Origin of the sequence: Massilia sp. BKSP1R2A-1 (genome assembly GCF_050586525.1) — a bacterium.
Lineage (GTDB): Bacteria > Pseudomonadota > Gammaproteobacteria > Burkholderiales > Burkholderiaceae_D > Telluria.
On record NZ_JBOBRE010000019.1, the window covers coordinates 44,180 to 66,278 of the forward strand.

At 69.5% G+C, this 22,099-nt stretch carries 11 protein-coding genes; 7 read left to right on the forward strand and 4 right to left on the reverse strand.

Annotated elements, in window-relative coordinates:
* Positions 1 to 17 precede the first annotated feature (17 nt).
* Positions 18 to 1,472, reverse strand: a complete 1,455-nt coding sequence (locus ACQ7JA_RS23015; RefSeq protein WP_430902035.1) for a hypothetical protein — start codon at positions 1,470 to 1,472, stop codon at positions 18 to 20.
* A gap of 282 nt (positions 1,473 to 1,754) precedes the next feature.
* On the opposite strand from ACQ7JA_RS23015, the gene ACQ7JA_RS23020 reads away from it, so the two are divergent.
* Both ACQ7JA_RS23020 and prfH read left to right on the forward strand, forming a co-directional pair.
* On the forward strand, positions 1,755 to 2,948 hold the full coding sequence (locus ACQ7JA_RS23020) for an RNA ligase RtcB family protein (protein ID WP_430902036.1): 1,194 nt from the start codon (positions 1,755 to 1,757) through the stop codon (positions 2,946 to 2,948).
* Positions 2,948 to 3,571: a peptide chain release factor H gene (gene prfH / locus ACQ7JA_RS23025; protein ID WP_430902037.1), complete on the forward strand. Its 624-nt coding sequence runs from the start codon at positions 2,948 to 2,950 to the stop codon at positions 3,569 to 3,571. Before ACQ7JA_RS23020 ends, prfH begins: the two co-directional genes overlap by 1 nt.
* A 70-nt stretch (positions 3,572 to 3,641) precedes the next feature.
* Here the strand turns inward: prfH and ACQ7JA_RS23030 are convergent, their stop codons facing one another.
* The 3 genes from ACQ7JA_RS23030 to ACQ7JA_RS23040 all read right to left on the reverse strand — a co-directional run bounded on the left by ACQ7JA_RS23030 (position 3,642) and on the right by ACQ7JA_RS23040 (position 7,163).
* Entirely contained in the window at positions 3,642 to 5,453 is a 1,812-nt protein-coding gene (locus tag ACQ7JA_RS23030) for a DUF885 domain-containing protein (protein WP_430902038.1), read from the reverse strand.
* Positions 5,454 to 5,465: 12 nt separating this feature from the next.
* Positions 5,466 to 6,596, reverse strand: a complete 1,131-nt coding sequence (locus ACQ7JA_RS23035; RefSeq protein ID WP_430902039.1) for a branched-chain amino acid ABC transporter substrate-binding protein — start codon at positions 6,594 to 6,596, stop codon at positions 5,466 to 5,468.
* Positions 6,597 to 6,677: 81 nt separating this feature from the next.
* On the reverse strand, positions 6,678 to 7,163 hold the full coding sequence (locus tag ACQ7JA_RS23040) for an Lrp/AsnC family transcriptional regulator (protein WP_430902040.1): 486 nt from the start codon (positions 7,161 to 7,163) through the stop codon (positions 6,678 to 6,680).
* Positions 7,164 to 7,312: 149 nt separating this feature from the next.
* On the opposite strand from ACQ7JA_RS23040, the gene ACQ7JA_RS23045 reads away from it, so the two are divergent.
* From ACQ7JA_RS23045 to ACQ7JA_RS23065, 5 genes are all read left to right on the forward strand, one after another.
* A complete protein-coding gene (locus ACQ7JA_RS23045) occupies positions 7,313 to 9,247 on the forward strand; it encodes an aminotransferase class V-fold PLP-dependent enzyme (protein WP_430902041.1) in 1,935 nt (644 codons plus the stop codon).
* A gap of 207 nt (positions 9,248 to 9,454) precedes the next feature.
* Complete coding sequence (locus tag ACQ7JA_RS23050) at positions 9,455 to 17,494, forward strand: glucoamylase family protein (protein ID WP_430902042.1); 8,040 nt, start codon at positions 9,455 to 9,457, stop codon at positions 17,492 to 17,494.
* Positions 17,491 to 18,357, forward strand: a complete 867-nt coding sequence (locus ACQ7JA_RS23055; protein WP_430902043.1) for an outer envelope protein — start codon at positions 17,491 to 17,493, stop codon at positions 18,355 to 18,357. The genes ACQ7JA_RS23050 and ACQ7JA_RS23055 overlap by 4 nt, the downstream gene beginning before the upstream one ends.
* A gap of 107 nt (positions 18,358 to 18,464) precedes the next feature.
* The gene (locus ACQ7JA_RS23060) at positions 18,465 to 20,090 is read left to right on the forward strand and encodes a CehA/McbA family metallohydrolase (protein WP_430902044.1); all 1,626 of its coding nucleotides are present in this window, start codon (positions 18,465 to 18,467) and stop codon (positions 20,088 to 20,090) included.
* A gap of 127 nt (positions 20,091 to 20,217) precedes the next feature.
* Positions 20,218 to 22,074 (forward strand): M1 family metallopeptidase, encoded by a 1,857-nt coding sequence (locus ACQ7JA_RS23065; protein WP_430902045.1) that lies wholly within the window; start codon positions 20,218 to 20,220, stop codon positions 22,072 to 22,074.
* Positions 22,075 to 22,099 lie beyond the last annotated feature (25 nt).

Sequence of the window (22,099 nt, forward strand, 5' to 3'; positions counted from 1 at the left end):
TGCGGTCGTCCTCTTGATCACAGCCGCGCATCGCGGTCGACAAGCGCCAGCCGCGTGCCCAGCAAGACCAGCTCTTCGTTCAGCGCATCGAGCGAGCCCTGGTAACGCTCGTTCCTGCTATCGCCCGTGTCGAGGGTGCCGGTCTGGCCAGGCTGATACGGCGCCAGCGCGTCCATCAGGTCGCGCACCAGCACATACTGGTCCGGTATCGTCTCGTCGGACATCAGCCGGCCGAGCACGTATTTGCGCACGCGCTCGGATTCGCTGAGCGACTGCTCCATGCGCGCACCCGTCAGGCGGCCATCCTTGTAGCCGAGGGGCACCGTGCTGCTCGCGCTGTCGTCGATCTCGTGGTAGCGGTAGTTCTGCGTCTCGGAGCGGAAGTCGAAAGCCGGGAGGTCGCCCTTGTTCAGCGCCTCATGGAACTGCGCCTTCATCTGCGAATTCTGGACCTGCGACAGGGAACGCCGCGCATCCTTTTCTTCCATCCGCGTGGCCTGCGACAGCGCGTAATGAAAGCCCGTGACTTCCTCGCGGCGCGCCGGATTGTCCTGCCGCGGCGCCTCGGTGACCGATGCCTCGAAGTCCGCCAGGCCGGTCAGCACGGCGCGGTCCACTTTCGACAGCGGCTTGCGTTCTCCCGCCAGCATGCCGGTATCGATCGCATCGCGGTTTGACGTGCGGCTCAAGTCGCTGAACGCGTCCTTGAACATCGTGGCCAGTTCCGTGTTCCCATGGCCGCGGCGGACGGCGTGGTCGAAGCCTTTCAGGTAGGTGTCGATGGCCCGCGCCTGCTGCTGCTTCGTGCCCAGCAGTTCCAGCTTGCCGGTGTCGATGCCGAGAGAGATCGCACCGCGCGGCCCGTCGATGGCGAGCGAGCGCCGGTTCGCATCGATCTGCAGGTCCAGCGACTGCTGCTGGGGTGGCTCGCCCGGCAGCGTCACATCGGCGCGCAGCGCGATCGACTCGAGCAGGGGATCGAGGCGCGCCAGTTCGCCGAGCCGTATCCTGGGCGGGTCGATCGCCATGCCGTCGATCGCCACCTGGAAGCCTTTCGCCAGGCCGGCCAGGGCTTCGCGCTCGTCTTCGCCGAGGTCCGCGTCCGCATCCACGCGCACGAACATCTCGTCACCACGATTGGCCAGCACGAGGTCGACTTTCGTCCCGCTCGCCGTTGTGACGCCCAGCGCGAAGCGGTTGTCGACATCGTCCGGGATCGCCGCATCCGCTGCCGGCTTGATGGCGCGGGTCTTGAAAGCCGCGAGCAGTTCCGCGCCCAGATCCTTGTAGCGCATGGCCGTCGTGACGGGTGTCTGCGCCGCTTCCCCGGCTGCCGCAAGGCCGTCCTTGCTCAGTTTGACGACGGCCGATGGTGCTGCGGCGACAGCCTGTACGGCACTGCCGGAACGGCTGGACGGGGCCTGATAGGGCGTGGCCGCCTGCAGATGGAAGAGGGACGATATCGTGCTCATACGTGGGTTAACGGCAGCAATGCTGTCGTGCTGAGGTCCTGCAAAAGGAGGACGTCCGATGTCGTGACTTAACAACAAAACAAGCCCCGCGCATTGCATTGACACTCCCTCATCCGCTAGTATTGCGCCTCCATCAACCGACCCTACAGGAGGCACCCATGCGTTACCCAGTCAGCCCAGCAGCCTCCAATCTCTGGGTCGGTGTCGTCGCGTAGGCGCCAACAAACTCTCAGCCTCGCCTCGTCCCGCTCCCGGAACTCTAAAAATGAATACGGGAATTCAATGGGAAATCATATTTCTCCGGTCGCCGATCGTGCGACCCTCGTTGCCGCCCCACGTCTGTGGATCGAAGGCGCGGCAATCCAGCAGTTAGCAAAAACCGTTCAGCTGCCCGGCATGGTGCGTGCTGTCGGCATGCCTGATCTTCATCCGGGTCGCGGCTATCCGATCGGCGCGTCCTTCTTCACCAAGGGGCGCTTCTATCCGGCGCTCGTGGGATCGGATATCGGCTGCGGCGTGTCGGTCTGGACGACCAGCCTGCCCGCCGCGAAATACAAGCTCGACAAACTGGACCGGCTCGTCGGCAATATCGACGGACCGATCCGTGACGACGAGCTGCGCCGCATGGCCGACGCGTTTCCGGAGGTCGAAGGAAGAATGCGCGAGGTCGAGCTGGCCCTGGCGAATGCCGGCCTGGACACGGGCTTCATGCGCGCAATTGCCAACCTGGGCTCCGGGAACCACTTCCTGGAGCTGCAAAAGCTCGAACAGGCTTCAAGCGCCGGCGATGAAGCGGCGCAGGTACTCAACGCGAAGCTGCTGAATCTGGTCGTGCACAGCGGCTCGCGCGGGCTGGGCGCAAGCATCCTGCGCGAACACGTCGAACGTTTCGGCCACCACGGGCTCGAGGAATCGACGCCTGAGGCGCTCGACTACATCCGCCGCCACACGGCAGCCGTAGCCTTCGCGGAACTCAACCGCTGGCTGATCGCGGTGCGGGTGCTGGTCCGCCTGGGTGTACAGGGCGCGTTGCGCCTGGACGTCAACCACAACACGGTCACGCGCGAGCGTTTCGATGGCATCGACGGCTGGGTGCACCGCAAGGGCGCCACGCCGATGGCCGGGGACCTGGTCCTGATTCCCGGTTCGCGCGACCACCTCAGCTTCCTGGTGCGGCCCATTGCCGCGGCTGCACCGGCAAGCCTCGGCTCGCTCGCCCATGGCGCCGGACGCAAGTGGATGCGCTCCGATTGCAAGGCACGCCTCGGGCGCAGCATGTCGTCCAGGGATGTCGCGAAGGGTGCGCTGGGCAGCCGGATCATCTGCAACGACAAGGACCTCGTGTATGAAGAAGCCGGCGCCGCCTACAAGCCGATCGACACCGTGATCGACAGCCTGGTGGGAGCGGGCCTGGTCGAGGTGGTGGCAAGCTTCCGACCGGTGCTGACCTACAAGACGCGTGGGGAGTGCTGCTGATGGCTATTCTCATGCAAGTCTCGGCCAATACCGGTCCCGAAGAATGCTGCCTCGGTGTGGTCAAGCTGATCGCTCACCTGGAAGCGAAGGCCCGTGCCGCCGGGCTCGGGCTCACCCTCGTCGAGGAAGTGCGGGGCGGCGCGAGCGGGCTGCTGCAGTCGGCCGTCCTGGCGCTGGAAGGCGAGGACGCGGCCTGCCGGCAGTTCGCCACGCCCTATGCCGGCACCATCCTGTGGGTCTGCCCCAGCCCCTTGCGTCCGCAGCACCGGCGCAAGAACTGGTACCTCGACGTCATGCTGTTCGCCGAGCCGGCGCGCGATTTCGGCATGGAGGTCAGGTTCGAGACCATGCGCTCGTCCGGACCCGGCGGCCAGCACGCCAACAAGACCGAGACGGCTGTGCGGGCCACGCACGTCGCCACCGGCCTGTCGGTGAAGGTCGGCGGATCGCGCAGCCAGAGCGCCAACAAGGCGGCCGCACTGGCGCTGCTCGGCGCGAAGGTGCAGGAGCACGCCGAGCAGGCGAGCCGGGAGAGCAGGGCGCAGCGCAGGCTGCGGCATTGCTCGCGGGCGGCTGACGTGGTGGCCAAGCGGTTTGTCGGCAACGAGTTCGCCGAGCGTTGACGGCGAAAAAAGAAAACCGGGGCATGTGAACTGACCCCGGTTTTTTGTTCGCGCAGCGCTTATTGCCTTGTTACCTGCTCGCGGCAATCCAGCGATCCACCTTCGCCTCCAGCACCGCCAGCGGCAAGGTGCCTTCACCCAGCACGATCTCGTGGAACTTCGGCAGGCTGAATTTCTCGCCCAGCGCGCTTTCCGCACGCTTGCGCAGTTCCATGATCTTCAGCGAGCCGATCTTGTAGCCCAGCGCCTGGCCCGGCCACACCATATAGCGCTCGATCTGCGCGCGGGCCTCGGACTCGGAGTAGCCCAGCGTATCCTGGAAATACTGGATCGCTTTGGCGCGGCTCCAGCCCTTCGCATGCAGGCCGGTATCGACCACCAGGCGGGCGGCGCGCAGCATCTCGTCGTTCAGGTGGCCGAAATAATCTTCCGGCTTCTCGAACAGGCCCATCTCCTTGCCCAGGGTCTCGGCGTACAGCGCCCAGCCCTCGGTGAAGGCGTTGTTGCCGCCGAACTTGCGGAAGTTCGGCAGGCCCAGTTCCTGCACCAGGGCGATGTGGAAGTGGTGGCCCGGCTGGCCTTCGTGCAGGTAGAGCGTCACCATGCCGGTGCTGCCGTACTGCTTCGGATCGTTCACCACCGACCAGAACACGCCCGGGCGCGAGCCGTCCACGGCCGGCGGGGTGTAGTGGTCGGAAGCGGTGGCGCGCGACAGTTCCGGTTCCAGGCGCAGGTCGAGCGGGGACTTCGGCATCAGGGTGAACAGGGCCGGCAGCTTGGTGCGCACCTTCGCATCGAGTTCGCGGTAGACGTCGATCACCTGCTGGTCCGAGGTGAAAGGCTTGTACTTCGGCTGTTCCGACACCCAGCGCGGCAGGCCGGCGGCCGGGCCGGTGTAGCCCATCTTCGGTCCGACGACGCCGTACTCGCCCTGGATGCGCGCGACTTCCTTGATGCCGATCTCGTGGATCTGCTCCGGCGTGAGAGTCGTCGTGGTCATGCCCGCCACGCGGGCCGCGTACCAGGCGGCGCCGTTCGGCAGCGCGTTCCAGCCGGCGCTCGTGCGGGTCTTCGGCAGGTAGTCCTTCTCGAGGAAGGTCGACAGGCGCCGCAAGGCCGGATTTAGTTTGCTGGCGATGGTCTTGCGGTAGGCTGCCGTCAGGCTGCGCTTCTCGGCCGCCGTGAAGCTGGCCGGCAGATTGGCGATCGGCGTGTAGAAGATGCTGTCCTCGGCCTTGCCGGCGACCAGCTGCTTGAATTGTGGCAGGGCGGACTGCATCGGCTCGCGCGGCTGCACGACGCCGCGCTTGATCCCTTCGCGCATGTTGACGATGGACTGGTCGATGTGCGGCACCAGCTGCGCCAGGCGGTTCAGGTAGGCGCGGTATTCGCGCGGCGTGGTCAAGGGCTGGGCGCCCTGGCCGCTCGCGTAGTTCGCCAGGATCACCGGCATGCTGACCATCTGGTCGATCGGGATCAGGTGCTCGGGGAAGGCGGCCAGGCGCAGCGCCGTGTCGAGCTCGAACTTGAGGATGTCGTAGCTGGTCTGGTCGCGCTGGCCCAGCTTGTCGCGCGGGATGCTGGACAGGCGCTTGAGGTAGCTGCGGTAGCGCGCGAACTGCTGCTGGCGCACCTTGGGCGAGATCGACAGGCCCAGCTGGTCGTTGAAGCGGCTGTCGCCGTTCTCGGTGGCCCAGACCGGCTCGAAGCGCGCCAGCGATTCGTAGTACTCGTCGGCGAGGGCGTTGATCTGGCGCGATTCGGGCGTCGCCGCGGCGGGTGCTGGCTTGACGGCAGGGGCGGCCTGCTGCGCCGCGCCCGCCGGCGCACAGGCCAGCAGCGCAGCCGTGGCCAGCGTAAGCAGGGTGAATCGGGTTTTCATCGTTGCGAATCCTTAGTAGCTGGCCAGCGGCGTCAGGGCGCCGTTCTTGAAGGTGTAGACGGTGACCGTGGTCTTCTTCAGGTTGCCCTTCGGGTCGTAGCCATAGGTGCCGACCACGCCCTGGTAGCTGATGGCATGCATGGCCGCGCCGACCTTGGCCGGGTCGACCGAATTGGCGCTCTTCATGGCCTGGGCAATGAACTTGGTCTGGTCGTAGAAGGAGGGCGCGTAGACATCCGGGTCGCGCTTGAAGCGGGCCTTGTAGCCGTTGATGAAGGCCGGGCCGCCCGGCTGCCTGGCGACGATGGCGCCGGCCTGGGCGCAGCGCACGTTCTCGCCAACGGCGGGGCCGCCGAGCTTGGCCATCTCCGGGCTGCACAGGGTATCGCCGCCCAGCAGCGGCACGTTCAGACCGAGCGCCTTCATCTGGCGCGCCATCGGGGCCGCCTGCGGGGCGTAGCCGCCGAAGAACACCGCGTCCACGCGCTTCGCTTTCAAGGCAGTGAGGATGGCGGCGAAGTCGGTGGCCTTGTCGGTGGTGTATTCGTGGCCGGCGACCTTCATGCCGTTGGCCTGGGCCTGGCGCTTGAATTCCATGGCGATGCCCTGGCCGAAGGCGGTGCGGTCGTCGATCACGCCGACATTCTTCACCTTCAGTTCCTTGGCCGCGTAGGCTGCCACCGAACCGCCCACCTGGGTGTCGCTGGCGACGATGCGGAACACGGTCGGATAGCCGGCTGCCGTGATCTTCGGATTGGTGCCGACGGTCGACATCAGGATGCCGTTGTCGTTGTAGACGCGCGAGGCGGGAATCGCCACGCCCGAGTTGTAGGGGCCGAGCACGTACTTCACCTTGGCGTCGGCGAATTTCTGCGCCACGGTCACGCCCTGTTTCGGATCGCCGCCGTCGTCCTCTGACTGCAGCTCGAAGCGGACCGTGTTGCCGCCCACCAGCAGCTTCTGCGCGTTGAGTTCCTCGATGGCGAGGCGCACGCCGTTCTCGTTGTCCTTGCCGGCGAAGGCATTGGCGCCCGACAGCGGGCCGCTGACGCCGATTTTCACGACCTGTTCGGCGGCGTTGGCGGAAGTGGCGGTGGCGAGCAGCGCAGCGATGAGCGCCGCCAGGTGCAGTTTGGATGGCATTCCCTTGGTCTCCGTTGTATTCGAACGGACGCCATCATCGCACACATCGATGGCCGGGCGAAGCACTCGCCCGGCAGGAAATCAGGAGGGCAGGCCGTGCGAGATCAGCTCCAGCGGCAGCGCCGTGGTGCACTTGATCTGCTCCATGGAGAAGGCCGAGGACACGCCGGTCAGGCGCGCCGCCTTGATCAGCTTCTTGTAGAAGCGGTCGTAGCCGGCGATGTCGGTGGTGACGACCTTGAGCAGGTAGTCGACGTCGCCGCTCATGCGGTGGAATTCCAGCACTTCGGGCAGCGCCACCACCGCCGAGGCGAAGCGCGCAAGCCACTTTTCGTCATGTTCGCTGGTGCGCACGCTCACGAACACGGTGACGGGCAGGCCGACTTTCTCGCGGTTGACGATGCTGACGCGGCTTTCGATATAGCCCTCTTCCTCGAGCCGTTTGACGCGTTTCCAGCAGGGCGTACTGGACAGTCCGACCTTTTCGCTGAGGCCGGAAATCGAGAGGGTGGCATCCGCCTGCAATGCAGCAAGAATAGCGCAATCAAACTTGTCGAGAGAGTTCATTTTCCCTATATCGATATGTGGAGAACACATATGCCAATTATCAGCCACAAAGGCGAAAAATTGGGATATCTTTACCGGCACGACTCCGTAACATATTACTTAAAAATAACACGCTCCGCAGCAAATATTTACTTTTTTGTAATTGGTTTATGAACAGCGAACTGTACCTCGACGCCAACGCCACTTCCCCGGTCCTGCCGGCCGCCATCGAGGCCGCCACCGCGGCCATGCACACCTGCTTCGGCAACCCGAGCAGCAGCCACGCGGCCGGCCTGCGCGCCAAGGCGCTGCTGGACGGCACCCGCGCCTTGGCGCGCCGGGTGCTGGGCGCGGCGACGGGGCGGGTGATGTTCACGAGCGGGGCGACCGAGGGCATCCAGACCGCCGTGCTGTCGGCGCTGTGCGCGGTGCGCGAACGCCGCCTGCACGGCGAAGTCTGCGGCGACCTGCTGCTGTACGGCGCCACCGAACACAAGGCGGTGCCGGAAAGCCTGGCGCACTGGAACCGCCTGCTGGGCCTCAACCTGGAGCTGCGCGCGCTGCCGGTCGGCGCCGACGGACGCCACCGCCTCGACGTGCTGCGCGAACTGGCGCCGCGCGCCGCGTTTGTGTGCACCATGGCCGCCAACAACGAGACCGGCGTCGTGTCCGACCTGGACGGCATCGCCGCTGTCCTGCAGGAAAGCGCCAGCCCGGCCCTGTGGATGGTCGACTGCGTGCAGGCGCTCGGCAAGCTGCCCCTGCAGCTCGATCGCAGCCGCATCGACTATGCTCCCTTCTCGGGCCACAAGCTGTACGCGCCCAAGGGCATCGGCCTGCTGTACGTGCGCGAAGGCGCTCCCTACACGCCCCTGATGTGCGGCGGCGGGCAGGAGGCCGGACAGCGCTCGGGCACCGAGAACATGAGCGGCATCGCTGCCCTGGGCGCCGTCCTGGCAGCGCTCGAACAAGGCGGCACCTTCCGCACCCATGGGCAGCTGACGGCCATGCGCGAGCGCCTGGCCGCCGCCCTGGCCGAGGCCTTCCCGGGCCTGGTCTTCAACGCGCCGCTGGCGCAGACGCTGCCGACCACCCTGAACTTCTCGGTGCCGGGCGTGAGCAGCAAGGAACTGCTCGACGTGTTCGACGCCGCCGGCGTGCGGGTCAGCGCCGGCTCGGCCTGTTCGGCTTCCAGGGCCGCGCCCAGCTATGTCCTGGATGCGATGGGCGTGCCTGGCGCCTGCAGCGCGTCCGCGGTGCGCCTGTCCTTCGGTCCCCTCGCGGACGAGGCCTTCATCGACGCCGCCTGCGAGCGCATCCTGCGCTGCGGCCGTGCCCTGCTCGAAGCGCGCCCGGCGGCCGCGCTGCAGCAGCTCGAATCCTGCGGGGCCAGCGGCTGGCTGCTGTTCGACGAAGCGGGCCAGGACTGCATCGCGATCGATCCGCCGGCGGCGCTGGCGCCGCGCATCGCGGCCGAGCTGCGCGCGCGCTGTTGTCGCCTGCTCGCCTGTTTCGACACCAGCCATGGCGCCGGCGGCGCCGACGCGCTGGGAGAATTGATGAACGTGCTGCCGGGCTGGCCGGGCGAAGGAGCGGGAATCGCCCTCGGCCACGACCTCCTGGTGCAGCGCGGCGGCGCCTTCCTGTTCGGCCGCCCCCGCGACGGTGTGCTGGCGCTGGACGACGTGCGCTTCGTGTTCGGCGCCTCGAGCCTGGAGGGCGTCGCCGGCGGCGCCCTGTGCTGCCACCGCATCGGCGAACCGGCGGTTTCGCGGCCGGGCGTCGACCCGCTGCCGGACGAAGGCATCGACCTGGATGCCGTCTCGGCCGCCGCCTACCTCGAATCGCACCCCGACGCCCTGCTGGTCGACGTGCGCGAGCTGCCCGAGCACAAGGCCGGCGCCGCCCGCCTGCACGGACGCGCGGCGCAGCACGTGCCGCTGTCGCAGCTGGCCGGCCAGGCCGCCCAATGGCTCGACCAGCCGCGTCCCCTGGTCTTCGTGTGCCGCAGCGGCAACCGCAGCGCGCGCGCCGCGCGCACCCTGCGCCGCCTCGGCCATGCCCAATGCTGGCACGTGGCCGGTGGCCTGGCGCTGGCCGGCTGATCTGCCAAAAGGCCTGTTCTCCCTACCACACCGGCGGCACAGGCCGGCCCATCGGCCGCCTGTGTACGCCACCGCACAGTGACCGCCGCCCGCATCTCCTAGCATGGCGGTGGCCGTGCGCGCCCAGCGTTTCCCGTCCTCCCGATCCGCCCCGGGCGCCTTGCGCGCCAGCGGTCGACTGCGCACGCCTCTGTGTCGAGGTCCCTGTTGAAGCAAGAAACCAAAGCGAAGGCCGGATCCGCCGCCATCGACGAGCAAGCGGCTTCCCAGGCCGCCCAGTTTGCGGCGCATTTCCAGCGGCTCGCTTCAAGCCACCGGCTGGAGCGCGGCGATGGCGCGCCCGCGCTGCGCATGCTGCTGTCCACCCAGCTTACCGCCTTCGATGCCGCCTGCGACGCGCTCGAAGGCGCGCGCCTGAAGGGCTGCGAACTGCCGGCCGCCGCCGGCGTCGTCCTCGACGGCTATCCCCTGATCGACGCCCAGTTGCGCGAAGCGCGCGGCCAGCTGCTGCATGACGAAGGCGTGCTGCCGCGGCTGGCGCCCGACGGCCAGGCGCGCATCCACGCGCTGGCCGGCGAGGCGGTGGCGCAGGGAGGAGGGAAGATCACGCGCGCCGAACTGGCCGCCATGCTCGCCGCCTACCAGGATGGACTCGAGGACAAGGCGCTGCGGCTGGCCGAGCTGCGCCTGCTGCCCGGCGCGCTGCGCCTGGCCCTGCTCGACACCCTGCGCCACGTGGCCGGGCGCAGCGCCGAGGCCTGCCGCGAACGCCTGCTGGCCGCCGACTGGGCCGGCCGCATGCTCGATACCGCGCAGCAGCGCTCGGGCGACCTGATCCTGCTGGTGGCGGACATGGCGCGCGCCGTGCAGCCGCTGGGCGCCGCCTTCGTGGCGGAACTGGCGCGCCGCCTGCATGGCCGCGGCGGCGCACTGGAACAGGCGCTGGCCTGGATCGACGCGCGCCTGCAGGACGAAGGGTCCGGCATCGGCCAGCTGGTCGAGCGCGAGCGCGGTGCACTGGCGCTTGACGCGGCGATCACCGCGCACTGCCTGGCGAGCCTGCGCCTGCTCGGCGGTGTCAACTGGCGCGCGCTGCTGGAAGAGGCCAGCCCGGTGGAGGCGCTGCTGCGCGCCGATCCGGACGGCAGCTACCCGCGCATGGACGGCCCGACGCGCGACCTGTACCGCCATGCCGTCGAAACCCTGGCGCTGCGCGCGCGCCGCCTGGAAGCGGAAGTTGCCCAGGAGGCGCTGGCGCTGGCGGGCGTGCACCGCGCGCCGGGCGAGGGCGGCCTCGACCTGCGCCGCCGCCACATCGGCTACTACCTCGCCGGCCCGGGACGCGAAGCGCTGATGCAGCGCCTGCGGCCGCAATCCGGCCTGGCGGCACGCCTGCGCAGGCCGCATGCGCCGCTGGTCCTGCGCATCGGCGCGGTGGCCCTCCTGTCGCTGCTGTTCGCTGTTTGTGTCGTCGCCTGCGCACGCACGCAGGGAGCCGGCCCGGCGCTGCAGGCGGCGATCGGACTGTTGTCCCTGGCCGGCGCCAGCCAGCTGGCGGTCGCGCTGAGCGACATGATGGCGGCCTGGCTGGCGCCGCGCCCCCAGGCCATGCCGCGCATGGATTTCGAGGCCGGCATCCCGGCCGATCAACTTACCCTGGTGGCCGTGTCGGCGCAGCTGGCGCATGCGGAGCAGGTCGCCGGCCTGTGCCGCGATCTCGAACAGCGCTACCTGGCCAACCGCGATCCGCGCCTGCGCTTTTGCCTGCTGGCCGATCTGCCCGAGGCGGCAGAAGAGGAGCTGCCCGGCGACGCGGCGCTGGTGGCGCAGGCGGTGGGCGCGATCGAGGAACTCAATCGCAGGCACGCGCGCGAACACCGCTTCCCGGTCGTCGACGAGGACGGCCAGCCGGCCACGCACAGGGTACGCGTCGAGCCTTTCCTCCTGCTGCAGCGTTCGCGCATGCGCACGAGGGCAGGGCGCCGCGGCCAGCTGGCCGACCTGCATGCCTGGCTGGCCGCGAAACCCGAGGACGAGGGACGCGCGCGCTTTGCCACCGTGGCGGGCGGCAGCGCCGGGCTGGCGGAAGCGCGCTATGTGATCGCGCTGGACGCCGCCATCGACCTGCCGCGCGACGCGGCGCGCAAGCTGGTCGCGGCGATGGCGCATCCGCTCAACCAGGTGGTCCTCGACGCCGGCGCGACCCGCGTCGTGGAAGGCCACGCCATGCTGCGCCCGGCGCTCGGCGGCGCGCTCCCCGGCAGGCAGGATTGCCGTTACCAGCGCCTGTGGGCCGAGGGCAGGGGCAGCTGGGCCGCACCGCAGGCGCTGCGCGAGTCCGAGGCCCAGGGCATGTTCGGCTGGGCCGCGATCTACGAGGTCGATGCCTGGGAGCGGATGATGGGGGGCGAGCCTCTAGAACCTGGCATCGTGGACGAAGGCTGCCTGCACGCACGCCGCGACGAGGAAGTCCGCCTGGAGCAGGCCTTCCCCTGCGGTTACGGCGAGCATGCCGTGGCGCGGCGCCGCGCCGTACGCGCCGCCTGGCAGTCGGCCGGACGGCTGCGGCGCCCCGGCCTGATGACGGCGCAGGCGCGCTGGCGCCTGTTCGACGCGCTGCGCGACAGCCTGGTGGCGCCGGCGCTGCTGCTCCTGCTGGTGCTGTGCTGGACGGCGCTGACCCAACCGGCTTTCTGGACCGCGGCCGTGCTCGCGGTGTTCTTCCTGCCCGGGCTGCTGGGAAGCCTGGTGGCGCTCATCGACCGGCCGCACGACGCCCCCTGGCGCCAGCACCTCGAAGCCTGGACATGGGGCGCGCGCGTGCCGCTGGTGCGCGCGGCGCTGGCCACCAGCTTCCTGCCGCACGCCGCCTGGTCCCAGTGCGATGCGCTGCTGCGCGCCCTGTTCAAGTGGCCCGAACCGGCCAGGACGCGCGCCATGCCCGCGGTCGTCCACTATCTCGTGACGATGTGGTTCGCGCCCGTGCTGGCGGTTGCCATCGCCCTGCTGCTGACTTTCGCCAATCCCTATTCGCTGTTCCCGTCCGCGCCGCTGCTGCTGGTCTGGTTCCTCTCGCCCCTGCTCGCATGGTGGACCGGACTGCCGGCGCGTGCGCGCCCGCCGCGCCTGTCGGCGGCGCGCCAGGCCTTGCTGCAGCGGGTTGCCCGGCGCAGCTGGGCCTTCTTCGAGGACTTCGCCGGCCCCGCCAACAACTGGCTGCCGCCGGAAAGCGTGCAGGAGCAGCCGGAGATGCTGGCCGACGCACGCACCACGCCCGAGGGCATGGCCGTGTCCCTGTTGTCGACGCTGGCCGCGCGCGACTTCGGCTTCCTGCCGCTGGGCGCCCTGCACGAGCGGCTGGACGGCGCGCTCTCCTCGATGGGCATGCTGGAGCGCTGGCGCGGCCACTTCCTGGCGGCCTACGACAACGCCAGGCTGGCGCCGATCGAGCCGGCCACCGTGTCCACGTCCGGCAGCGGCTGGCTCGCGCTGTCGCTGCGTATTCTCGGCGCCGGACTCGACGAACTGCCGGACGCACCCATCGCCGGACCGCAGGCGCTGGAAGGCGTCCGCGCGACACTGCACGTGGTGGACGAACTGGCGGCCGGACGCTCGATGCGCGAGCGCGAACTGGTGGCCGCCGCCTGGGCCGCGCTCGACCCGCAGCGCTGCCGTGCGGCCGACACCTTGCCCGGCCTGGCCGACTGCCTGCGCCACATCGTCGCGGCGGGCGAGGCCCTGCATGCAGGCCTGCCGCGCGCCGCACTGGAAGATGAGGATCCCCTGCGCGACTGGGCCGCGCGGCTGGTGGCGCACTGCCACGCCCTGCAGGACGACCTCCTGCAGCTCGCGCCCTGGATGCGCGCCGAGCAGGAATACGTGCTCGACGCCGGCCTCACGCGCATCCCCACCTTGCGCGAGCTCGCCGCCTTCGAGCCCCTGCCCGGCATGCATCCCGGCCTGGCGCGCCACGTGCGCGACGGACGCGAACACGCGCGCAAGCTGATGAAACGCTTCCAGGGTCTCGCCGTTCAGGCGCGCGGCTTCGCCGCGATGGATTGCGCGGCCCTGTACGACCCTGCCATCGGCCTGCTGGCGCTCGGCTGCCATGTGCGCGAAGAGCGCCTCGACGCCGGCAGCTGCGACCTGCTGGCTTCGGAAGCCAGCATGGCCAGCTATATGGCGGTGGCCCAGGGCCAGCTCGGCCAGCGCCATTGGTGGCGATTGAAGCGCCCGCTGCGCGTCGCCGGCTTCGACCAGTTGCTGCTGTCGGTCGACGGCGCCCTGTCGGACTACCTCGCGCCCCAGCTCCTGCTGCCGGCCTGGCGCGACACGCTGCTCGACCATGCCGGCCGCGCCGCCGTGCGCGCCCAGGTGGCGCACGGACGCCGCCATGGCATGCCCTGGGGCTTTTCTGAATCGGCCTGCAACGCGGTCGACGCCAGCCTGCTGTACCAGTTCCGCCGCTTCGGCGCGCCGGGCGCCGCCCTGCGCCGGGGCAGCGGGGACGCCCTGGTGGCCGCGCCCTACGCGGCCCTGCTGGCTTTGCCGCTCGCGCCCGGCGCGGCGCTCGCCAACCTGGAACGCATGGCCTCGCTCGGCATGGGAGGCGACTACGGCTTCGTGGATGCGGTCGACTACACGCCCGGCCACCTGCCGCACGGGGAAGGCCACCACGTGGTGCGTACGTTCGCCGCGCGCCACCAGGGGATGAGCATGCTGGCGCTGCTGCAGGCGCTGCACGAGGCGCCGATGCAGCGCCGTTTCGCGCGCGATCCCGAACTGCGCGCGGCCCAGTCGCTGCTGCAGGAAGCCGTGCCGGACCGCGGCGCTTCGATGCCCGCGCCCTATGCCGGCGCAGCGCCCGCCGCACCGGGCCAGGGCCGCATCATCGAGCGCGCCGACGCCGCCATGCTTGACGTGCAGCTGCTGTCGAACGGCCGCTACCACCTGATGGTGGCCAGCGACGGTTCCGGCTACAGCCGCCTCGATGACGTGGCGCTGACGCGCTGGCAGCCGGACCCGCTTGGGGCCCTGGGCGGCATGGCGTGGGTGCTGCGCGACGCCGCCGGCGGCGAGTTGTGGTCGTCCACGCCCGGTCATGGTGCGACGGAGCGCATCGAAGCCGTATTCGCCGAAGGCCGTGCGACCTTCCGGCGCGAAGAGCGTGGCCTGGCCATCGTGGTCGACGTGGCGGTGGCGCCGGACGACGACGTCGAGCTGCGGCGCCTGCGCATCCGCAACACGCGCGACACCGCGCTCGCCCTGGAGGTGACGAGCGACGTCGCCCTGGCCGCACTGGCGCCGCGCGGGCAGGACGTCCAGCTCCAGGTCGATGCGGCATCGGGCGCGCTGCTGTGCTACGCCGGCCCGGCCCAGCCCACCGTGCTGCACGCGCTGGCGGTGCGCGGCAGGTCCGGCGCGCCGCAGTACAGCGGCGCCTGCCCCGACCCCGCCAGGCCCTTGCCGCCGCTCGAAGGCAGGACAAACGGGGCTCCGGTGCTGGCCATCCGCCGCAGCCTGAGCCTCGGCCCCGGACAGGAAATCACGGTCGACCTGCTGCTGGCCGCGGCCGCCACGCCCGCCGCGGCGCGTGCCCTGGCGGCCCGGCATCTCGATGCGGCCGCGGTGGCGCAGGCCCTGGAGGCGGCATGGACCCACGGCCAGGCGGCGCTCGACCGCGAAGGCCTGGGCGAGGCCGAGGCACAGCGTTTCAACCGCCTGGCCGGCTGCCTGTTCGAGCCCGTGCCCGGCCTGCGCGCCGAGCCAGGCGTCATCGAACGCAATGTGCGCGGCCGCGCCGCCCTGCGCGCCTATGGCGTGGACGGCAGCCGTCCCTTGCTGGTGCTGCAGCCGGACGCCGACCTCGGCCTGGCGCGCGAGGTGCTGCAGGCCCACGCCTACTGGCGCGCGCGCGGCCTGGCCGTCGACCTGCTGGTGCTGTGCCAGAACCGCGCGTTCCGCGAGCAGATCAGCGACATGGCGCCGGACGACGTGGCGCACCTGCACCTCCATGTGCTCGACGAGGTGCCGCAGGAAGACCGCATCCTGCTGCGCGCTGCCGCCCGCGTGCTGCTGCTGGCCGGGCGCGGGCCGCTCGCCGAGCAGCTGGGCCGCGCCGCGCCGCCGATGCCGTCCTGGCCCATCCCGTTCGTTCCCGTCGCCGAGCCGCCGCAGTGGACGCTGGACGCGCCGCCGGCGGCGCCGGAAGCGCTCGAACACGACGATGGCCCCGGCGGTTTCGCCGCGAACGGCCGCGATTACCTGATCCGCAGCAGCGAGGCCCTGCCGGCCCCCTGGCCCAATCCGCTGGCGAACGGCAGCTTCGGCGCCATGGTCCAGGCCACCGGGCCGGGCGGCAGCTGGTGCGGCAGCCGCGGCTTGCGGCTCACGCCGGAGGAGGGCGAAGCCTTCTACCTGCGCGACGAGGACACGGGCGCGGCCTGGTCGCCCACGCCCTGGCCCATGCCCTCCGGCGAGCCCTATCTCACGCGCCACGGCTTCGGCTATACGCTGTTCGAACACAGGGCCCACGGCATCGATTCGACGCTGCGCTGCTTCGTCGCCCAGGACGCCTCCCTCAAATACTCGGTGCTCACGCTGCGCAATGCCTCCAGCGCGCCGCGCCGACTCACGGTGACGGGCTACGTGCAGTGGTGGCTGGACGAGGCAGGGGCGCCTGCCGGCCTGCAGGTCGTCACCGGCGTCGACCTGGCCAGCGGCGCACTGACGGCCCGCAATGCGTTCGGCGCCGGCTTTGCCGACAAGGTCGCCTTCTTCCACGTGGACGCGGCGCAGGTGACGCATACTGCCGACCGGCGCGAGTTCGTCGGGCGCCACCGCAGCCTGGCGCGGCCGGCCGCTTTGACCCGCGCCAGTCTCTCGGGCAGCCACGGCGCCGCGCTCGATCCTTGCGCCGCCCTGCAGCTGCGGGTCGAGCTGCAGCCGGGCGAGGAAAGGGAGCTGGTGTTCCTGCTGGGCGTGGCCGAGCCGAATGTGCTCGCCGCCAGCCAGGCGGTGCAGCAGCACGGCGGGACCAAGGGCGCGGCGCGGGCATTGCGCGCGCTGCACGCCCATTGGGACGTGCTGCTCGGCGGCGTGCGCGTGGCGACGCCAAGCCCGGCCTTCGACCTGTTCGCCAATGGCTGGCTGCCCTACGGCGCCCTTGCCCTCACGTTCGGCGAGGCGCCGGCCCGGCAGCTGCAGGGCGCGCTGGCGGCCTTGCACGGCAGCCCGACCACGCTGCGCGAGACGCTGCTGCGTGCGGCGCGCGCGGACATCGGCAGCGCGGGGGCAGCGGTCGAGGACTTCCTCTGGCTGCCCTGGGCGCTGCAGCGCTATATCGGGGTGACCGGCGACGACGGCATCCTGCGCGAGCCGGCCGGGGGCGATCCGACGAGCGGCACGCGACTCGCGCACGACGACCTCTACCAGTACTGTGTGCACGGCCTGCGCGGCTGCCTGCGTCTCGGCGAGCACGGCCTGCCCTTGAAGGACGCGCGCATGCACGAGGACGGGCCGGATCTTCCCGAGCGCCCGGAAGACCTGCGCCTGGCCTTCCTGCTGGCCGCCGTGCTCCGGCATTTCGCCGACGTGGCCGACCGCCGCGCCGACTTCGGCTTCGCCACCACCTGCCGCGGCGCGGCGCTGGCCTTGCTGGCGCAGGCCGAGGAGCACGGCTGGAACGGCGAAGCCTATGGCGAAGGCGATGCCGCGACCCAGGCCTGGGCCGCTCTCGCGGGCGCGGACCCGGGCCGGGTCGCCGCCGTGCTGGCCAGGCAGGACAGTGCACCGGACGCGCGGTCGGCCGCCTGGCTGGGCCTGGCCCTGGCCGGCCAGGGCGCGGCGACGCGCGCCTGGCGCCTGGCCATGGACGCACCCGTGCGCTCTCTTGCTGCGCCTTACTTCATGATGGACGGCGCGGCGAGCGGCTGGACCTGCCTGCTGCTGTATGATGCGCTGCTCGGCATCGGGCGCGCGGCCGACCGCCTGGCGCTGGCGCCCCTGCTGCCGGCGGCCTGGGCGCAACTAGGCCTGCGCTACCGGGCGGGCAGGGCGGACTACGACGTCCAGGTGCGCCATGCCGGCCAGGGCGAAGCGCTGCTGCTCGACGGCCAGCCGCAGGCGGACAACATCATCGAGCCGCTCGACGATGGCCGCGAACACAAGGTCGAACTCTATGTGGAACGCAGGCCGGGAGACGTGCTTCCCGGCCCGCAGGACAAACTGCCAGGATTGAAAACATGAGCACCCAAGCCCGAAAGATGAGAACCGCGGCCTGCGCCGCACTGCTGTGCTGCACCAGTCCCGCCGGAGCGATGGACTGGAGCGACAACGCGATCAGCTACCGCTACGGCACGCGCTTCGCGGAACCGTTCAACCCCGAGCACATCAAGAAGCACATCGTGGCCTTCACGCACGCGAGCGGCTACAAGTACGGCAGCAACTACCTCAATCTCGACGTGCTCAAGTCCGACAGCACGGACCCACGCAACCTGGGGAGCAGCAGCGGCGCGCAGGAAGCCTACCTGCTGTACCGCCACACGCTCGACATCGGCGCGCTGCGCGGCTCCGAGATCCGCTTCGGGAAGGTGAAAGGCGTGGGCCTGACGGTCGGCTTCGACGTCAACGACAAGGACGACGTCGGCTACAACTCGCGCAAGCGCATGCTGGTGGCCGGGCCCACCCTGATGTGGGACGTGCCGGGTTTTCTCAACACCAGCATCCTGTGGCTGCGCGAATCGAATGCGCCGAGCGGCCCCTTCCCGCCGATCGCCAATGTGCGCGGCCGCTATACCTACGAGACCCACCCGATGTTCGGCGCCAGCTGGGGCATCCCGGTAGCCGAAGGCTGGTCCTTCGAAGGCTTCCTGAACTTCATCGCCGAGAAGGGGCTCAGCGAGACCGGCGACCCGACCGGCGCCGAGACCAATCTCGACCTCGCATTCATGTACGACATCGGCCCGCGCCTGGGCTATGCGAAGAAGAAGGTCCGGATCGGCGTCGGCTACCAGTTCTGGAACAACAAGTTCGGCAATACGCGCCGCACCACGGGCGGCGCCGGGCAGCGCGCCAGCACGCCGATGGTACGCGCCGATTTCCATTTCTAGTGCTGGCTGTCGAGCTGTTGAAATCGCTCAAGAGCTCTAGATAATTTTGCAACAACAGCGCCGGGTGGGCGCAAGGTGGATTTCGATGCAATTGCAAAAATTGCATTATGAAAATCACAATCATTTCCCCACTCTTCGGTGCGTTGCTGCTGGCCCTGTGCCACGGCGGCGCGGTCGCGGCGCCTGCCGAGCACAAGGAACTCGAAGCCACGCTGCACGCGCCTTTCAGGGCGGCGGACGCGCGCCGGACCTTCAGCATGGGCTTCCATTACCCCGGCCTCGAAGGCCGCGGCACGGTGGACTGGTCGCTGGAACTGGTCGACCCGCGCGGCCGCGTCGCCCGGCGCTGGCGCGGCAAGCGCGTCATCGGTTCCAACGCTGTCGCTGTCCCGGTCGCATGGGACGGCAGGATCGGCGGCGTCGCGGCGCCGGCCGGCCTGTACCGGGTCCGGCTGCGCGCCCAGCTCGATGGCGACCATGAGGAAGCCGTGGCGCAGGACTGGCAGATCGCCGTCGGCGCCTTGCCCGCCCAGCGCACGCCGCGCTTCACGCCGCTGCCCGGCGTACGCGAGACGGCGGGGCAGGCCGGCGCGGCGCCCGTACCTGGCGCGCTGCCCTACACCGTCTTCCTCGCCAACCTGCACAGCCAGAGCAACCATAGCGACGGCGGCGCCGCGCTCGGCGAATGCAAGGGCGCCCAGGATCCGCTCAAGGCGGAGTACGGGCCGGAAGCCGCCTTCGCCTATGCGCGCGGGCGCGGCCTCGACGTGCTGGCCGTCTCCGAGCACAACCACATGTACGACGGTTCGGACGGGACCAAGCTCGACGCCGACGCCGCCCAGGCGCGCGCCCTGTACCAGGCGGGCCTGGCCAGCGCCGCCGCCTTCAACGCCACCAAGCCCAACTTCCTCGCCCTGTACGGCATGGAGTGGGGCGTCATCAACAGGGGCGGCCACGTCAACATCTTCAACAGCGACGAGCTGCTCGGCTGGGAGAGCAACGGCAAGGGCGAGCTGATGGCCGATACGGCGACGCCGCGCAGCGACTATGCGGCGCTCTACACCCTGATGCGCCAGCGCGGCTGGGTCGGCCAGTTCAACCATCCGGCGCACAGCGGGCAGTTCGTGGTGAACGGCGTCCCGCTCGGCTACACCGCCGACGGCGACGAGACCATGGTGCTGTGCGAGGTGATGAACAGTACCGCCTTCTCGACCAACGACAGCGAGACCGAGACCCGGCGCAGCAACTTCGAACAGGCCTGCAACCGGCTGCTGGAGGCGGGCTACCACCTGGCCTTCAGCACCAACCAGGACAACCATTGCGCCAACTGGGGCGCGTCCTACACGAACCGCACCGGCGTCCTGCTTCCCAACGGGACTCCGCTCACGCGCGCGAGCTTCGTGGCGGCGCTCAAGGCGCGCCGCGTGTTCGCGACCATGGACAAGACGGCGCAGCTGGTGTTCACCGCGAACGGGCGGATGATGGGCGAGCGCTTCGTGAACCGCGGGCCCTTGAACCTGCAGGCGAATTTCGCATCCAGCACGGGCAGGAAGGTGGCGGCGGTGTCGATCATGGAAGGGGTACCGGGACGCAAGGGCACCGTGACCGAGGTGTCGAACCTGGCCATGGCCAGCTTCACGCCTTCGCCGGGGGCGCACTTCTACTATGCGAAGGTGACGCAGGAAGACGGCAACGTCCTGTGGTCGGCGCCGGTCTGGGTGACCCAGGAATAGGGCAGCGCGCACGCCAGGGCCGCTTGCTGGCGCCGTCAATACGGCGCGCGCCGGCCAGCGGCTTTGTGCTTTTCCGCCAGGGTCAAGGATGCTATTCTGCTCGCGCCCTCATCCTTCCCGAGAGACCATGAAGACTTCTACCGTGCTGCGCGCCACTGCCTGCGCCATCCTCAGCCAGTGGAGCGCCTACGCGTTCGCACTCGATCCCCTCAGCTACGCCAAGTACGACCAGGTCAAGACCACCGCCCTGCACCTGGACCTGAAGGCCGACTTCACCCAGAAGACCCTGGGCGGCCATGCCGAACTGACGCTGAACTGGATCGACAGGAAGGCCGCCACCCTGGACCTCGACACCCGCGACCTGGCGATCTCGAAGATCGAGGCGCAGGACGCGAAAGGCGCCTGGGCGCCAGTCAAGTACACCCTCGACAAGCTCGATCCTGAAAAGGGCCAGGCCCTGCACGTGGCGCTGCCGGGCCAGCCGGCCAAGGTCCGCATCCACTACAAGACCGCGCCCACCGCGGCGGCCCTGCAGTGGCTGACCCCGAAGCAGACCATGTCGGGCAAGTTCCCCTTCATGTTCAGCCAGTCGCAGCCGATCAACGCGCGCTCCTTCATGCCGGTGCAGGACACCCCGGCGGTGCGCTTCACCTACACCGCGCGCATCCAGGCGCCGGAAGGCATGCGCGTCGTGATGAGCGCCGATAACGACCCGAAGGCGACCGGCAAGGACGGCTGGAACTTCAAGATGCCGCAGCCCGTGCCGTCCTACCTGGTGGCGATCGGCATCGGCGAGCTGGAAGCGCGCACCCTGGGCGGCCGCACCGGCGTCTACGCCGAGCCGCAGCGCATCAAGGCCGCCGAGTACGAGCTGGCCGACACCGAGAAGATGGTGGCCGCCGCCGAATCGCTGTACGGCCCCTATCGCTGGGGGCGCTACGACATGCTGGTGCTGCCGCCGTCCTTCCCGATCGGCGGCATGGAAAACCCGCGCCTGACCTTCCTGACCCCGACCATGATCGCGGGCGACCGCAGCCTGGTCGACCTGATCGCCCACGAACTGGCGCACAGCTGGTCGGGCAACCTGGTGACCAACGCCTCCTGGAAGCACTGGTGGCTCAACGAGGGCTTCACCACCTACGTCACCACCCGCATCATCGAAAAGCTCTACGGCGAGGAAGTGGCGACCATGAACCTGCAGCTCGAGCAGGAAGAGGCGATCGAGTCGCTCAAGGGCATCCCGAAGGAGAAGCAGGCGCTGGTCACCCGCAAGCCGGACGACTCCTCGAAACACTACACCGACGAAGGCCTGGCCTACCCGAAGGGCGCCTGGTTCCTGCGCACGCTGGAACAGCGCGCCGGCCGCGCCGCCTTCGATCCCTTCCTGCGCAGCTGGTTCGACCAGCACGCCTTCCAGAGCGTGACCACCGACCAGTTCGTGGCTTTCCTGCGCACGAACCTGCTCGCCAAGAATCCGAAGATCATGAGCGACAAGGAGTTAGAGGAATGGCTGTACGGCCCGGGCATTCCTGCCAGCGCCAAGCACGCCGTCTCGAGCCGCCTGACAAAGCTGAACGACACCACCGCGCGCTGGCTCAAGGGTGACATCAAGACCGCGCAGCTCGACACCAAGGGCTGGAAGGCGGAAGAGTGGATGAAGTTCCTGAACGACATCGACAACAAGGCCAATGCCGCCAAGCTGGAAGAACTCGACAAGGCCTTCGGCCTGGCCAAGACCGGCAACAATGAAGTGGCCTTCCGCTTCTACCGCGCCTCGGTGCACGCGGGCTACCAAGGCGTGCGTCCGCAGATGGAAGCCTTCCTGATGAGCGTGGGCCGCCAGAAGTTCGTGGTGCCGCTGTACACCGCGCTGCGCGCCAAGCCGGAAGACCGCGCCTGGGCCGAGCGCATCTACAAGTCGGCGCGCGAGCGCTACCACCCGGAGACGCAGGGCAGCGTCGACAAGGCCATGGCAGGTAAATAAACCAGAAGGGGACAGACAGCGTGTT